Here is a 15,431-nt window from a genome sequence, read left to right on the forward strand (position 1 = left end):
TGGACCTTTTTATCATGCGCTCATTAAGAGAGGAGAAGTGCATTAGGTCCAGTGGACCTTTTTATCATGCGCTAATGAAGAGGAAAGAAGTGCATTAGGTCCAGTGGACCTTTTTATCATGCGCTAATGAAGAAGAGAGAAGCGCATTAGTTCCAGTGGACCTTTTTATCATGCGCTAATGAAGAGGAAAGAAGTGCATTAGGTCCAGTGGCCCTTTTTATCATGCACTAATGAAGAGGAGAGAAGGGCTTATACTCTAAGGGAGTTTATCTTCTCTAACGATGCTACTGGTATAAAGAATAGCGTCGTACAGTATTTTCTACTTCATAGTGTGCTATCTTTTTTTTAGAGGGGGAATCTCTTTTCTTTATGGTATAATAGCTTCATGATAAAAAGACCGACTTCAGCTTATATTCATATCCCGTTTTGTACCCAGATTTGCTATTATTGTGATTTTTCAAAGGTATTTATTCAAAATCAGCCTGTTGATGACTATTTAGTAGCTCTCATGGAGGAGGTACAGTTCTATGATTTGCCTCCCTTAAAAACGCTATACATTGGAGGAGGGACCCCCTCAGCTTTATCTGCAAAGCAGTTGGATTATTTGCTGACGAACTTGGAACAAGTCCTCGATTTATCTCAAGTAGAAGAATTTACCATTGAGGCTAATCCTGGAGACTTGACAGAAGATAAAATCGCTGTTTTACAAAGTTCCAAGTGCAATCGGGTTTCGCTCGGTGTACAGACTTTTGATAATCGCATGCTTAAAAAAATTGGCCGTTCCCATAATCAAAGTCAAATTTATGAAACAATTAGTGCATTAAAGGCAGCAGGCTTCCAGAATATTTCGATTGATTTAATATATGCCCTACCTGGTCAGACTATGGAGCAGGTCAGGGACAATGTGGCGCGTGCCTTGGAACTCGATATTCCTCATATGAGCCTTTATAGCTTGATTTTGGAGAATCATACCGTTTTTATGAATCGACAGCGTAGAGGTCATCTTCACCTGCCCAATGAAGATATGGAGTCGGATATGTTCGAATACATTTTACAGGAGTTGGAAAAAAATGGCTTTGAACACTATGAGATTTCTAATTTTACCAAGCCAGGCTTTGAAAGTAGGCATAATCTTATGTATTGGGATAATGCGGAATATTTTGGTCTAGGTGCCGGAGCTTCGGGCTATTTGTCTGGAATGCGCTATCGCAATCGTGGTCCTATTCAGCATTATCTAAAATCCATTCGTGAAAAAGGACATGCACGGCTCCATGAAGAACACTTATCGCAGGCAGAGCAAATGGAAGAAGAAATGTTTTTAGGCTTGCGGAAGAAAGCAGGTGTTTCGATTGCTGGTTTTGAAGCAAAGTTTGAAACCTCCTTTGAAAAACGCTATGGTCAAGTGGTAACAGAATTAAGGGCTGAAGGTCTTATTCAGGAGGAAAATGGCTTTATCCGAATGACCAAAAAAGGTCTTTTTCTCGGAGACACCGTTGCAGAACGCTTTATAATAGGAGAGGACTGATGGGATTACGTTATCAAGAAACATTTACAGTGCCATTTGACATGGTAGATGTCAAGCAAGAATTAAAAATTCCCAGCTTTTTAGCCTATTGTCTGGCTTTATCTGGTCGCCAATCGGAGCTTTTAGGGCGTGGGGATAAGGACATTTTTGAGCAATATGGTCTTGTTTGGGTAGTGACAGACTATGAGGTGGAACTTACCTGTTTGCCACACTATCAGGAAACAATCACGATTGAGACAGAGGCGATCTCTTACAATAAATTTTTCTGTTATCGTACCTTTCATATTTATGATGCAGTGGGGAATTTACTCATCAAGATTTTAGCACACTTTGTCTTGATTGATTTTGAGACAAGAAAGATCCGTCCTGTTCCAGAGGAACTGATTGCTCCTTATCAAGCAGAAAGAGTAAAAAAAGTGGCAAGGGCTCCGAAATACGGTACGATGGAAGAGGCGGCTGAGCATGTTCGGGAGGTGAGGTATTTTGATATTGATCTCAATGGTCATGTCAACAATAGCAAGTATCTTGAATGGATGTACGAGAGTTTAGATTATGATTTTTTAGCTACCCACCGACCGAGTTATTTTCAGATCAAGTATATCAAAGAGGTAGCACCTGAAACTGTGGTAATGACAAAAGTTGTGCAGGAAGAAGAGTGTAGTCAGCATGAGATCTGGTCTGGTGGTCAGCTCAAGGCACAAGGAATGATAAAATGGGGAAGAAACGATGGTAGTAGAAGCTAACAACTGGCTCAAATGGGCTGTTCGTCTGCAAGCATTGGCACAGGCAGGTCTTGCTTACGGTAGGGATGTTTACGATATGGAACGTTTTGAAGAAATTCGTCAGATAGCCGCAGAGATGCTCGTTAAACCGTCAGGCTTGCCTTTGGAGCAGGTAGAGGATTTATTTTGCAATGAAGCAGGTTATCAAACTCCAAAACTAGACACAAGAGCAGCTATTATAAAAGAGAATAAGATTCTTTTGGTTCAAGAAAAAGATGGCTTATGGTCCTTGCCTGGTGGTTGGTGTGATGTTGGACAGTCAACCATGGAAAATACAATCAAGGAAGTGCGTGAAGAGGCAGGCCTTGATGTAGAAGTCATACGACTAGTGGCTATTTTGGATAAGGCGAAGAGCAATCCTAGTCGTTCAGCACACCATGTGACGAAAGTATTTTATTTATGCCAGTCGCTGGGTGGGCAATTTCAAGCCAATTCAGAAACTGTGGCGAGCGCCTATTTTGCTCTGGACGACTTGCCCGCCCTTTCTTTAGGAAAAAATACAGTAGAGCAGCTTGCTCTTTGCTTTGAAGCCTATCAGGCTGAACATTGGGAAACACGATTTGAATGAGGAGACTAGATGACTTATAAAGGCTATTTAATTGATTTAGATGGGACTATTTACAAGGGGAAAGACCGTATTCCAGCAGGAGAACGCTTTATTCATGCCTTGCAGGAACGCAAACTCCCTTATCTCTTTGTTACCAACAATACAACCCGTCGACCCGAAGCTATCCAGATCATGTTACGGGAACACTTCAATATTGAGACACCACTTGCTAGTATTTATACTGCTAGTCTTGCGACAGTGGACTATATGAATCAAGTAGGAAAAGAAAAGACTGCCTACGTGATTGGGGAAGAAGGACTTAAGTCTGCGATTTTTGAAGCAGGTTATGTGGAAGAGTTAGACAATCCTGCCTATGTTGTAGTGGGGCTTGATACTGACTTGACCTATGAAAAATTAACCACTGCAACCTTGGCTATTCAAAGAGGAGCCATTTTTATCGGTACCAATCCTGATTTAAATATTCCAACTGAGCGTGGACTATTGCCCGGAGCAGGTTCACTGATTGCCTTATTGGAAGCAGCGACGCGGGTGAAAGCAACTTTTATCGGTAAGCCTCAAGCGGTTATTATGGACAATGCTCTTACTATTTTGGGGACCAAACGAGATGAGACCCTTATGGTTGGAGACAATTATTTGACGGATATCCGGGCAGGAATTGATAATGGTTTTCCAACTCTTCTTGTCTTGACTGGATTTACCAAGCCTGAAGAGGTAGCGACGCTTCCAGAATCGCCGACCCATGTACTGACTAGCCTAGATGAATGGAGTTTTGATGAAAGCTAAATGTTCCCTAGTCACCAGTATTCTTTTTTTCTTGTCAACCGCCATTGTGCTGACAATCTATCTAGCTTGGATTTTTTACCCTTTAGAAATTCAGTGGCTAGATTTAGAAAAAATGGTTCATATAAAGGCTGAAGATATCAGCAATCATTTTAATATTCTTCTTCGTTACCTGACCTTACCTTGGGAGAAGCATCTATCCATGCCTCTTTTTCCCTCGTCGGCAAGCGGGCTACACCATTTTCAGCAAGTCAAGTGGCTTTTTCATCTTGCTCAGGCTGTTTTTCTTGTAAGTCTGCCCGGATTTCTCTATTTTTGGAGAAGGATCATAAAAAAGGGCTATGGTAGCTTATATCAATCTGCCTTTATTACAGCAGCTGTCTTTCCAATCTTGATTGCTATTTTTGGAGGGATAGTTGGTTTTGATCGCTTTTTTACCCTTTTTCACCAAATCCTGTTTGCAGGTGATAGTAGTTGGCTCTTTAATCCAAATACTGATCCAGTTATTTATATCTTGCCAGCAGAATTTTTCCTCCATTGCTTCTTGCTCTTCTTTGTCCTATATGAGGGGCTGTGTCTCGCTATGATCTTGGCTTGCCATTTTAAAGGAAGGACAAATTGAATGTTGAGAACATTTTTATGTAGGTGTTAATAGTTTGTAGATTTGTAAAAATATGAAAGATTTATTAAGAGGATCGAGAAAATCGATTCTCTTTTTTTTATGCACCTACGACTGAAAGGTTAGAAAAACTTGTAAAACAAGAAATGAAGATTCTCCTTCCTTGTATCTTCCTACTTGTAATAAGTTTAGCGGGGTTGGGAATGCTGAGAGAATCTAACTTTTGACAAGTGTGAATCTGTTAGTAATACTCTTTAAAAATCAGAAGGATACTTCGTCAACTTGCCTTGGGGAACGCTAGTTCTACCTGTGGCTTCGTTTTTTAGTCTACTTTTGATTTTTATTGAGTATAAGAGATATAGCTCTGTCCAATACTATTAACATCATTGCTCTAGCAATGAACATAGATAAAAATGCGGTTGATATACTATGTATATCAAAGGTTTGACTTATAGTCAAACCTTATAACTAACAGTCTATATAAAATCAATGTCTAGATTTTAATGGTATCTATTATTAAGAAGTGGACATTCAGATTATCGACTGTAGGTATTTTGTGAAAGAGAGGTGATTGCCCATTTAATAAAAGAATGTGAAGTGATTTTAATGACAAATAAAAAGGAGGTGAGTGAGAAATTAGAATGAGTTTACAATAAAAATAGTAATAGCTATTCATGATAGTTGATATGAATAGTGTGATTATCGTTGTTATAATTTTAAAGGAGTTTAGGAATGAATCAGTATAGAAGAAAACAAAACCCCACTTTAAAAGAGCAGGAAAAGCAATTTAAATATGGCTTGAAAAAAATTGGAACGAGACTTGTTTCTTGTATTATTGGTTGTACGCTTATTTTGGGAAATATCATTAGTGTGCAGGCAGAATCAGGAGTGGAATATTCTACTGCTGTACGAAATGCAACTCAGGATTCTAACACCTCCTCTGAATGGAAACCGGATACCTTTGAAGATGGTAGCGATGCAGTGGTGATTTCAGAAAGTGGTTATTCAAAAATTAGTGGAGTTGGTTGGAAATCTGCAATAGCCGATCCGAAATACACGGAAGACACAGACAGTAAATTTGGTTGGTCATCAAAACCTGGAGGAAACTCTAATTATGCAGACGAGTTGATTCGTGTAAAGGGTACTTTAAATGCGGATAAGACGAGTATACATTGGAAAGTAGTCATCAAAGGTACTAATGGTGGTGATTATAAGGGAGTAATGAGAGATTTCCACCGACCTTACTACCTAATAAGTACTTCAAGAGGTCTGGGAAAACCTGAGAATTGGAGGGTTTCCAGCTCAACAGGTGTTTTAAATAATTATCCTACTAATTTTGATAATATGAGGAGTAACTCAAGAATTACCTATACTGGTACTCCGACGGAGGTGGCATTTCCAGATGGAGAAATCAGGGAATTGAATATTTTTGGCTCTAGGGGCTATCCTGTAAAAGAATGGGCGGGAGGTTACCGTCTAGGGGTTACAGGTCCAGATCGTGAAGCTAGTTCTAACTATAACATTGAGAAATATATGTACTATTCTAACTACATGTTAGAAGATTGGTTACAGGCAGGAACGATAAAAGATGCAACTCGAATTTATGAATTTGATACGAGAATATTACGAAATGAAGTTCATTCTTTAGGAACAGATACTCCCAATGTTTCTAGTCAATTTGGTAAATGGATGGGCTGGGGTCAAGACTTCCGGAAGGATGTAGATTTTACTGATAAAGTCTGGATCATAGTAGGTGCGACTTCGCGTGAAGGAATAGGAACTGCTGTTACGACCCCAAATGGAATAGGAGTCTATAGTTTTAGTAAAATTGCTACCATTGATGTTTCGCATACCGATGCAGATGCAAATAATCCACAAGGACGTACGCAAACAGTGAATATGGGAGAAGTGCCAGCTCCAGCAGACTCACTGGATAACGTACCAGCGGGTAGTCAAGTAAGTTTCAAGGCGCCAGTAGATACCAGCACTCCAGGCGATAAGTCAGCCATTGTAGTCGTGACCTATCCAGACGGTACGACTGATGAGGTTCCAGTGACGGTTACAGTTGTCGATCCACGGACTGATGCGGATACGAACGACCCACAAGCCAGTGCGAATCCTCCAGCAGTGAACGTTGGTGATACCCCAGAAGCCAGCACGTTTGTAGAACATGTCCCAGCTGGTAGCCAAGTAAGTTTCAAGGCTCCAGTAGATACCAGCACTCCAGGGGATAAGCCTGCCACCGTTGTTGTGACCTACCCAGACGGTACGACTGATGAGGTTCCAGTGACGGTTACAGTTGTCGATCCACGGACTGATGCGGATAAACATGACCCACCAGCTAGTGCGAATCCTCCAGCAGTGAACGTTGGTGATACCCCAGAAGCCAGCGCGTTTGTAGAACATGTCCCAGCTGGTAGCCAAGTAAGCTTCAAGGCTCCAGTAGATACCAGCACTCCAGGGGATAAGCCTGCCACCGTTGTTGTGACCTACCCAGACGGTACGACTGATGAGGTTCCAGTGACGGTTACAGTTGTCGATCCACGGACTGATGCGGATACGAACGACCCACAAGCCAGTGCGAATCCTCCAGCAGTGAACATTGGTGATACCCCAGAAGCAAGTACGTTTGTAGAACATGTCCCAGCGGGTAGCCAAGTAGGTTTCAAGGCTCCAGTAGATACCAGCACTCCAGGCGATAAGTCAGCCATTGTAGTCGTGACCTATCCAGATGGTACGACCGATGAGGTTTCTGTGATGGTTACAGTTGTCGATCCACGCACGGATGCGGATACGAACGACCCACAAGCCAGTGCGAATCCTCCAGCAGTGAACATTGGTGATAGCCCAGAAGCCAGCACGTTTGTAGAACATGTCCCAGCTGGTAGCCAAGTAAGCTTCAAGGATCCAGTAGATACCAGTACTCCAGGCGATAAGTCAGCCATTGTAGTCGTGACCTATCCAGACGGTACGACTGATGAGGTTCCTGTAACGATTACAGTTGTCGATCCACGATCCGATGCAGATAAGAACGATCCCCAAGCCAGTGCGAATCCTCCAGCAGTGAACATTGGTGATAGCCCAGAAGCAAGTACATTTGTAGAAAATGTACCAGCTGGTAGCCAAGTAAGTTTCAAGACACCAGTAGATACCAGCACTCCAGGTGATAAGTCAGCCATTGTAGTCGTGACCTATCCAGACGGTACGACCGATGAAATTCCTGTAACAATTACGGTTGTCGATCCACGCACGGATGCGGATAAGAACGACCCACAAGCCAGTGCGAATCCTCCAGCAGTGAACATTGGTGATAGCCCAGAAGCCAGCACATTTGTAGAACATGTCCCAGCTGGTAGTCAAGTAGGTTTCAAGACACCAATAGATACCAGCACCCCAGGTGATAAGTCAGCCACCGTTGTTGTGACCTACCCAGACGGTACGACCGATGAAATTCCCGTAACAATTACGGTTGTCGATCCACGCACTGATGCGGATAAACATGACCCACAAGCTAGTGCGAATCCTCCAGCAGTGAACGTTGGCGATACCCCAGAAGCAAGTACGTTTGTAGAACATGTCCCAGCGGGTAGCCAAGTAGGTTTCAAGGCGCCAGTAGATACCAGCACCCCAGGCGATAAGTCAGCCATTGTAGTCGTGACCTATCCAGACGGTACGACTGATGAGGTTCCAGTGACGGTTCCAGTTGTCGATCCACGGACTGATGCGGATACGAACGATCCACAAGCTAGTGCGAATCCTCCAGCAGTGAACATTGGTGATAGCCCAGAAGCCAGCACGTTTGTAGAACATGTCCCAGCGGGTAGTCAAGTAGGTTTCAAGACACCAGTAGATACCAGCACCCCAGGCGATAAGTCAGCCATTGTAGTCGTGACCTATCCAGATGGCACGACCGATGAGGTTTCTGTGACGGTTATAGTTGTCGATCCACGGACTGATGCGGATACGAACGACCCACAAGCCAGTGCGAATCCTCCAGCAGTGAACATTGGTGATACCCCAGAAGCAAGTACGTTTGTAGAACATGTCCCAGCGGGTAGCCAAGTAGGTTTCAAGGCGCCAGTAGATACCAGCACTCCAGGCGATAAGTCAGCCATTGTAGTCGTGACCTATCCAGATGGTACGACCGATGAGGTTTCTGTGATGGTTACAGTTGTCGATCCACGGACTGATGCGGATACGAACGACCCACAAGCCAGTGCGAATCCTCCAGCAGTGAACGTTGGTGATACTCCAGAAGCCAGCACGTTTGTAGAACATGTCCCAGCGGGTAGCCAAGTAGGTTTCAAGAATCCAGTAGATACCAGCACTCCAGGGGATAAGCCAGCCACCGTTGTTGTGACCTATCCAGACGCTACGACCGATGAGATTTCTGTGACGGTTACAGTTGTTGATCCACGCTCTGATGCGGATACGAACGACCCACAAGCTAGTGCGAATCCTCCAGCAGTGAACGTTGGTGATACCCCAGAAGCCAGCACGTTTGTAGAACATGTCCCAGCTGGTAGCCAAGTAAGCTTCAAGGATCCAGTAGATACCAGTACTCCAGGCGATAAGTCAGCCACCGTTGTTGTGACCTATCCAGACGGTATGACTGATGAGGTTCCTGTAACGATTACAGTTGTCGATCCACGTACTGATGCGGATAAGAACAATCCCCAAGGTCGAACTCAAACAGTGAATCTTGGAGACACACCAACTCCAGCGAACTCACTGGATAACGTACCAGCTGGTAGTCAAGTAAGTTTCAAGGCTCCAGTAGATACCAGCACCCCAGGGGATAAGCCAGCCACCGTTGTTGTGACCTATCCAGACGCTACGACCGATGAGGTTCCTGTAACGATTACGGTTGTCGATCCACGCACTGATGCGGATAAACATGACCCACCAGCTAGTGCGAATCCTCCAGCAATGAACGTTGGTGATACTCCAGAAGCCAGCACGTTTGTAGAACATGTCCCAGCTGGTAGTCAAGTAGGTTTCAAGAATCCAGTAGATACCAGTACTCCAGGGGATAAGCCAGCCACCGTTGTTGTGACCTATCCAGATGGTACGACCGATGAGGTTTCAGTGACGGTTACGGTTGTCGATCCACGCACTGATGCGGATAAACATGACCCACAAGCCAGTGCGAATCCTCCAGCAGTGAACGTTGGTGATACCCCAGAAGCAAGCACATTTGTAGAACATGTCCCAGCGGGTAGTCAAGTAGGTTTCAAGAATCCAGTAGATACCAGCACCCCAGGCGATAAGTCAGTCATTGTAGTCGTGACCTATCCAGACGGTACGACTGATGAGGTTTCAGTGACGGTTACAGTTGTCGATTCACGCACGGATGCGGATACGAACAATCCCCAAGGTCGAACTCAAACAGTGAATATTGGAGACATACCAACTCCAGCGAACTCACTAGATAGTGTTCCAGCTGGTAGCCAAGTAGGTTTCAAGACACCAATAGATACCAGCACCCCAGGTGATAAGTCAGCTACTGTAGTCGTGACCTATCCAGACGGTACGACCGATGAGGTTCCCGTAACAATTACGGTTGTCGATCCACGCACGGATGCGGATAAACATGACCCACAAGCTAGTGCGAATCCTCCAGCAGTGAACGTTGGTGATACTCCAGAAGCCAGCACGTTTGTAGAACATGTCCCAGCGGGTAGTCAAGTAGGTTTCAAGAATCCAGTAGATACCAGTACTCCAGGGGATAAACCTGCCACCGTTGTTGTGACCTATCCAGACGGTACGACTGATGAGGTTCCCGTAACGATTACGGTTGTTGATTCACGTACAGATGCGGATACGAACGACCCACAAGCCAGTGCGAATCCTCCAGCAGTGAACGTTGGTGATACCCCAGAAGCAAGCACATTTGTAGAACATGTCCCAGCGGGTAGCCAAGTAGGTTTCAAGGCTCCAGTAGATACCAGCACTCCAGGGGATAAGCCAGCCATTGTAGTCGTGACCTATCCAGATGGCACGACCGATGAGGTTTCTGTGACGGTTATAGTTGTCGATCCACGGACTGATGCGGATACGAACGACCCACAAGCCAGTGCGAACCCTCCAGCAGTGAACATTGGTGATACCCTAGAAGCAAGTACATTTGTAGAACATGTCCCAGCTGGTAGCCAAGTAAGTTTCAAGACACCAGTAGATACCAGCACCCCAGGCGATAAGTCAGCCATTGTAGTCGTGACCTATCCAGACGGTACGACTGATGAGGTTCCCGTAACGATTACGGTTGTTGATTCACGTACAGATGCGGATACGAACGACCCACAAGCCAGTGCGAACCCTCCAGCAGTGAACATTGGTGATACCCCAGAAGCAAGTACATTTGTAGAAAATGTACCAGCTGGTAGCCAAGTAAGTTTCAAGACACCAGTAGATACCAGCACCCCAGGTGATAAGTCAGCCATTGTAGTCGTGACCTATCCAGACGGTACGACCGATGAGGTTCCCGTAACGATTACGGTTGTTGATTCACGTACAGATGCGGATACGAACGACCCACAAGCCAGTGCGAATCCTCCAGCAGTGAACATTGGTGATACCCCAGAAGCCAGCACGTTTGTAGAACATGTACCAACTGGTAGCCAAGTAAGCTTCAAGGATCCAGTAGATACCAGCACTCCAGGGGATAAGCCTGCCACCGTTGTTGTGACCTACCCAGACGGCACGACCGATGAGGTTCCTGTAACGATTACGGTTGTCGATCCACGGACTGATGCGGATAAGAACAATCCCCAAGGTCGAACTCAAACAGTGAATCTTGGAGACACACCAACTCCAGCGAACTCACTGGATAACGTACCAGCTGGTAGTCAAGTAAGTTTCAAGGCTCCAGTAGATACCAGCACCCCAGGGGATAAGCCAGCCACCGTTGTTGTGACCTATCCAGACGCTACGACCGATGAGGTTTCTGTGACAGTTACAGTTGTTGATCCACGCTCTGATGCGGATACGAACGACCCACAAGCTAGTGCGAATCCTCCAGCAGTGAACGTTGGGGATACCCCAGAAGCCAGCACGTTTGTAGAACATGTCCCAGCTGGTAGCCAAGTAAGCTTCAAGGATCCAGTAGATACCAGTACTCCAGGGGATAAGCCAGCCACCGTTGTTGTGACCTACCCAGACGGTACGACCGATGAAATTCCCGTAACAATTACGGTTGTCGATCCACGCACGGATGCGGATAAACATGACCCACAAGCTAGTGCGAATCCTCCAGCAGTGAACGTTGGTGATACCCCAGAAGCCAGCACGTTTGTAGAACATGTCCCAGCTGGTAGCCAAGTAGGTTTCAAGAATCCAGTAGATACCAGCACTCCAGGGGATAAGCCTGCCACCGTTGTTGTGACCTATCCAGACGGTACAACAGATGAGGTTCCAGTGACGGTTACAGTTGTCGATCCACGCTCTGATGCGGATACGAACGACCCACAAGCCAGTGCGAATCCTCCAGCAGTGAACGTTGGTGATACTCCAGAAGCCAGCACGTTTGTAGAACATGTCCCAGCGGGTAGCCAAGTAGGTTTCAAGAATCCAGTAGATACCAGCACTCCAGGGGATAAGCCAGCCACCGTTGTTGTGACCTATCCAGACGGTACGACCGATGAGGTTTCTGTGACGGTTACAGTTGTTGATCCACGCTCTGATGCGGATACGAACGACCCACGAGCTAGTGCGAATCCTCCAGCAGTGAACGTTGGGGATACCCCAGAAGCCAGCACGTTTGTAGAACATGTCCCAGCGGGTAGTCAAGTAGGTTTCAAGAATCCAGTAGATACCAGCACTCCAGGGGATAAGCCAGCCACCGTTGTTGTGACCTATCCAGACGGTACGACCGATGAGATTCCTGTAACAATTACGGTTGTTGATTCACGTACGGATGCGGATACGAACGACCCACAAGCCAGTGCGAATCCTCCAGCAGTGAACGTTGGTGATACTCCAGACCCAACCCAATCACTTGATGATAAAGTCAAGGTTATATCTCCGCTTATTGATGCGAAGAAACATAACCTACGAGGTAGCAGCCAAGTACGGAGGTTACCACAAACGGGTGACTTAATGAGCCCATTAGGTTGGATAGGGATGTTATTGGTTAGTGTAGGTGCTTTTCTTACTTTAGTGAAAAAAGTAGGTGTGGGCATCCGAAAACGCAATAAACGTTAATTTTATAAGACAACAATGAGGGAGTGATACTACATGCCTCCCTTATTGTTTTAGTGAGGAAAGAGATGAAAAAGCGAGATTATATGTTTATTTCAGTATGTGGAGTGTTAGCATTTACCTGTATTCTGGGACAGCCTGTACTTGCACAAGAAAAAAACAAAATACCATTAACATTAGATACGGCAGTGCTCATTTCAGAAGGGAAGATACGTTTAGAAGATGGAAGAGTAGATTCTCTTCTCTACAGAGGAAAAATATTATCTCCAGATGAAGATGACGATGGGGATGGGCTAGTAAATGCTGCAGAGATCTATACTTACCTGCAAGATGGTAGGCAATATTATGGCTACCATAGCCACCCATTACTTTACGATACAGATGGAGATGGGGTAGCAGATCAGGACGACGATCAGGTACTTGTGTGGAATGTAGCCTTAAGAGATATGGTTATGTTTATGGAATTAGTATATCGCAATGATGATTATATCTATAAAGTATTAGATGATAGTAGCGAATTGACAGAATTGTATGATAATCGATTAGAATACTCTATGATGCATAGAGAGCTCGCGCATTTTTGGAAAGTAAAAGAAACGTATCATATGGACGAAGGCTTTGATGCTGTTTTATTTGAAACCAAAAGCAATTATCCATATTTAGAAGATGGAACAGTACAGGTATTAGGAATACGCGGAACCAAGGGAGTAAGAGATGTAGATGATGATTTAAAGATATTTGTAGGAGCCAATCCAGGACAAGCTGCTATTTTAGAAACTCTTTTAAAACAATATGATACCAATCCTAGCATCAACAATCTTTATGTTACAGGTCATTCTTTAGGAGGTTATTTGGCTCAGCGTGGATTGATTGAAGCGAATAATAAAGGATATACCTGGTATAAAAAAGCCTATACGTTTAATGCACCTAAAATTAAGGGAAATCTGTTTAACCGTTGGTTGAATAGATTAGCTGATGAAGGAAATGAACTAATGAGACAGGGAAGGGGTGTGCATTATATAGTCGATAACGATAAAACGATCAGTATGGTAGGGACATTTGAAGGAGCCACCAGTGTTGGAAGTTCTTCAAATGGGCATGGATCTAGAACCTACTTTGAAAACTTTATAAATGGATTACCAGAATTTTCAATTGGAAGGCGAATGACAGTAGATGGAGTGGGCTATAGGGAAGCTATACTCAACGATTTACATTTTAGTGAAAAAGTGACAGATAGCCAAGTCTATACGGATATTACCGTAATTCCTGAAAAAATTGTGGAGGGAGATGCAGTTGATCTGGTGGATAATCTTAGTGGGTTACCAAGTGATGCACTAATCGAAGACATCACTGATTATACGGCTATCAATTTGAAAAAATTTGGAAACTACACTGGAAAAGTTCGTATTATTTTCTCAGATCAGAGTGAGAAAGAGTTAGATGTGCCTATTGTCGTTGATAAGAAACAATCTCTGATAGAAGCAGAACAGTATGTCCCAATAATACCTAAGAATAAAGTGGAAGTGATAGCTCTATCAAGTCTTTCACTGGAAGAAGAACAAGTATTGTTTGAGAATATGAATCAAGCAAATAAAGGATACTTACCTGATAGTGTTCGTTATAGGATTGATTCGGAAGAAGGATTGGTTATTGTATATGAAGATCAGTCAGAGGATATCATTCCATTAGAGCAGCTGGTGAAAGAGAAAAAAGAAAATTCTGACAGTTTAACGGACACAGGAAAAACAGATATTTTGGTTGAGGATATTACAAGTATTCCAACAGAGAATATTGTAGCTGTAGAGGTATATAAAGGAGAGCAAATTACTCTAGAAGATAAGATTCAAAATTTGCCAGAAGGAAGTACAGTTGAAGTAATCGAAGCAGTTAGCAGTGAGGTAGTGGGTCGTTTTGAAGCAAGGCTAAGAGTGATTTTTAAGAATGGGGATAGTCGCATATTGACGATACCAGTCATTGTAAGGGTGAGACCTGTTCAAGATCAAGAAGGAGAAAAAGTAGACACAAGGATAGAAACCCTTACTACTTCCATTCCTTATAAAAGAGTTCGGGAAGAAAATCCTCATTTACTAAAAGGAGAAGAACAGGTCACAGTAGCTGGGAAGGCAGGTCTTGAAAATATTACATATGAAGTGACCTATATAGATGGCAAAGAGACAGGCCGTATAGAACTAAAACGTGAAGTGACTATTCCAGCGGTCGACGAAGTGACGGAGATAGGTATAAGGGAAGTTGTTCCGGAAGTAAAAGTAGACACAAAGATAGAATCAGAAGAGCCTCAGATAACGGTTAAAGAGATTCAGCTAGGAGAAAGGAAGCTTACCTCCTCTCCCTCCAATCATTCAACTTTAACTCAAATGGACGCACTGAATCAGAAACAAGGGGCAACAAACGCTCAATTACCCAGGACAGGGGGAAAAGGAGGGGGAAAACCAGAAATTATTTCAGGGGTGATCACCCTTGCTTTAGCACTTTTATTGTTTATCGGAAAGTCTAGAAAACAGACTGCATAATGCTTTTGGGAGGTATGAAAATGAAAGAGGAATCATTTATCAATTATTACAAAAGCAGAACGTTTATTTGTAAACGATGTCATCAAAGGGTTACTACAATAGAGGGTGCTTTTGATAGGCGGACACAATTTTGTGGTGCACAATGTTCCAGACGCTATTGGCGCCATCCCGATAGGCACAAGAAGATACAGTAACTTTTAAATGATATGGAAAGGAGGTATCAAGTAATAAGGAACTACTAAAATATCAAAAAATAGTCCTTAGCCTTATTTTGCTAGCCTCCCCTTATAGTGGACATGGACAGAGAAAAAACAAAACATCCACTAGAAATATGATATACTCCCCTTATAGTGGACAGTGAAAAAACAAAAATTCACTAGAAGCTAAAGGGGAGTTTTCCTATGTCTAAAAGAAGTCCAAAGTCAGT

At 43.8% G+C, this 15,431-nt stretch carries 7 protein-coding genes; all 7 read left to right on the forward strand.

What is annotated here, in order from left to right; translation table 11 throughout:
• Nucleotides 1–385: 385 nt before the first annotated feature.
• Entirely contained in the window at nucleotides 386–1,525 is a 1,140-nt protein-coding gene (gene hemW, locus ACVPON_RS00005) for a radical SAM family heme chaperone HemW (RefSeq protein WP_462874772.1), read from the forward strand.
• Nucleotides 1,525–2,268, forward strand: a complete 744-nt coding sequence (locus tag ACVPON_RS00010) for an acyl-ACP thioesterase domain-containing protein (RefSeq protein WP_462874774.1) — start codon at nucleotides 1,525–1,527, stop codon at nucleotides 2,266–2,268. Before hemW ends, ACVPON_RS00010 begins: the two co-directional genes overlap by 1 nt.
• Nucleotides 2,252–2,875, forward strand: a complete 624-nt coding sequence (locus ACVPON_RS00015; protein ID WP_462874776.1) for an NUDIX hydrolase N-terminal domain-containing protein — start codon at nucleotides 2,252–2,254, stop codon at nucleotides 2,873–2,875. The genes ACVPON_RS00010 and ACVPON_RS00015 overlap by 17 nt, the downstream gene beginning before the upstream one ends.
• A gap of 9 nt (nucleotides 2,876–2,884) precedes the next feature.
• Nucleotides 2,885–3,658 (forward strand): TIGR01457 family HAD-type hydrolase, encoded by a 774-nt coding sequence (locus ACVPON_RS00020; protein ID WP_462874777.1) that lies wholly within the window; start codon nucleotides 2,885–2,887, stop codon nucleotides 3,656–3,658.
• Nucleotides 3,648–4,277 carry a TIGR01906 family membrane protein gene (locus ACVPON_RS00025; protein WP_462874779.1) on the forward strand — a complete coding sequence of 210 codons (630 nt, stop codon included), beginning with the start codon at nucleotides 3,648–3,650 and terminating at the stop codon, nucleotides 4,275–4,277. Before ACVPON_RS00020 ends, ACVPON_RS00025 begins: the two co-directional genes overlap by 11 nt.
• A gap of 729 nt (nucleotides 4,278–5,006) precedes the next feature.
• Complete coding sequence (locus tag ACVPON_RS00030; protein ID WP_462874781.1) at nucleotides 5,007–12,476, forward strand: Rib/alpha-like domain-containing protein; 7,470 nt, start codon at nucleotides 5,007–5,009, stop codon at nucleotides 12,474–12,476.
• A 65-nt stretch (nucleotides 12,477–12,541) separates the two neighbouring features.
• On the forward strand, nucleotides 12,542–15,004 hold the full coding sequence (locus ACVPON_RS00035) for a G5 domain-containing protein (protein WP_462874783.1): 2,463 nt from the start codon (nucleotides 12,542–12,544) through the stop codon (nucleotides 15,002–15,004).
• The last annotated feature ends 427 nt before the right edge of the window (nucleotides 15,005–15,431 follow it).

It is taken from the genome of Streptococcus sp. 1F3, assembly GCF_054968985.1.

Bases quoted from the DNA above. Each gene is read 5' to 3' on its own strand.
- ACVPON_RS00025 (WP_462874779.1), top strand. From the start codon at position 3,648: ATGAAAGCTAAATGTTCCCTAGTCACCAGTATTCTTTTTTTCTTGTCA.
- ACVPON_RS00020 (WP_462874777.1), top strand. From the start codon at position 2,885: ATGACTTATAAAGGCTATTTAATTGATTTAGATGGGACTATTTACAAG.
- ACVPON_RS00030 (WP_462874781.1), top strand. From the start codon at position 5,007: ATGAATCAGTATAGAAGAAAACAAAACCCCACTTTAAAAGAGCAGGAA.
- ACVPON_RS00010 (WP_462874774.1), top strand. From the start codon at position 1,525: ATGGGATTACGTTATCAAGAAACATTTACAGTGCCATTTGACATGGTA.
- ACVPON_RS00035 (WP_462874783.1), top strand. From the start codon at position 12,542: ATGAAAAAGCGAGATTATATGTTTATTTCAGTATGTGGAGTGTTAGCA.
- ACVPON_RS00015 (WP_462874776.1), top strand. From the start codon at position 2,252: ATGGTAGTAGAAGCTAACAACTGGCTCAAATGGGCTGTTCGTCTGCAA.
- hemW (WP_462874772.1), top strand. From the start codon at position 386: ATGATAAAAAGACCGACTTCAGCTTATATTCATATCCCGTTTTGTACC.